The organism is Streptococcus infantis (assembly GCF_047463615.1).
GTDB classification, from domain to species: Bacteria; Bacillota; Bacilli; order Lactobacillales; family Streptococcaceae; genus Streptococcus; species Streptococcus infantis_X.
In genome coordinates this window covers 1-1169 of sequence record NZ_JASHDO010000027.1, presented here as the reverse complement: position 1 = coordinate 1169, position 1169 = coordinate 1, and the positions used below count along the sequence as shown (strand labels likewise).

The following is a 1169-nucleotide window of genomic DNA, read 5'->3' as shown; positions in this document are numbered from 1 at the left end:
CTACAGGCTTATCTGGAGTTGGCTCTACAGGCTTATCTGGAGTTGGTTCTACAGGTTTGTCTGGAGTTGGTTCTACAGGTTTGTCTGGAGTTGGCTCTACAGGCTTATCTGGAGTTGGCTCTACAGGCTTATCTGGAGTTGGTTCTACAGGTTTGTCTGGAGTTGGCTCTACAGGCTTGTCTGGAGTTGGTTCTACAGGCTTATCTGGAGTTGGCTCTACAGGTTTGTCTGGAGTTGGCTCTACAGGTTTGTCTGGAGTTGGTTCTACAGGTTTATCTGGAGTTGGCTCTACAGGCTTGTCTGGAGTTGGCTCTACAGGCTTGTCTGGAGTTGGCTCTACAGGTTTGTCTGGAGTTGGTTCTACAGGTTTATCTGGAGTTGGTTCTACAGGCTTATCTGGAGTTGGCTCTACAGGTTTGTCTGGAGTTGGTTCTACAGGTTTATCTGGAGTTGGCTCTACAGGTTTGTCTGGAGTTGGCTCTACAGGTTTGTCTGGAGTTGGCTCTACAGGTTTATCTGGAGTTGGCTCTACAGGCTTGTCTGGAGTTGGCTCTACAGGTTTGTCTGGAGTTGGTTCTACAGGCTTGTCTGGAGTTGGCTCTACAGGTTTATCTGGAGTTGGCTCTACAGGTTTGTCCGGAGTTTCTTTAAGTTTGTAAACATAAGTTACATTCTTATCACCTTCGATGACTTTACCTGTTGTTGGATCTGTTGACTTCAAGTGACCATCTTTATCAACTTCACCTACTGTGTAGTTACCAGCTGCTACCAATTCGTAAGTCTTACCTTCGAATTCAATCTCTTGTGGACGGTTGTCTACAACTGTGTCGTAATCTTTGTCTACTGGTTGAGCTTTTTCGTCAATAACATCTTCCTTGATTGTCTTGCCTTCTGTATCAACGTAGTGTACATAGACATTACCATTCACTTCTTTATAAACATAAGTGATAGTTGATTTTGGTTTAGTAACCTTACCTGTAACTGGGTCAGACTTCTCAAGGTGACCATTTTCATCAACCTTACCTACTGGATAGTCACCCTGCGGTACGATCTTATAGGTCTTACCATCTTCACTCTTGATTGTGTTTGGTTTTTCACCTTCTTCAGTAGTGTTATATGGTGTATCGTATGGTGAGTTTGGTGTGTCTTGACGAGGTTTTTGAATCTCT

General features: G+C 44.0%; 1 protein-coding gene. It reads right to left on the bottom strand.

Annotated elements, in window-relative coordinates:
• Positions 1–1169, bottom strand: a 1169-nt coding sequence (locus QM874_RS09815) for a MucBP domain-containing protein (protein ID WP_414317126.1), incomplete at both ends; no start/stop codon positions are given.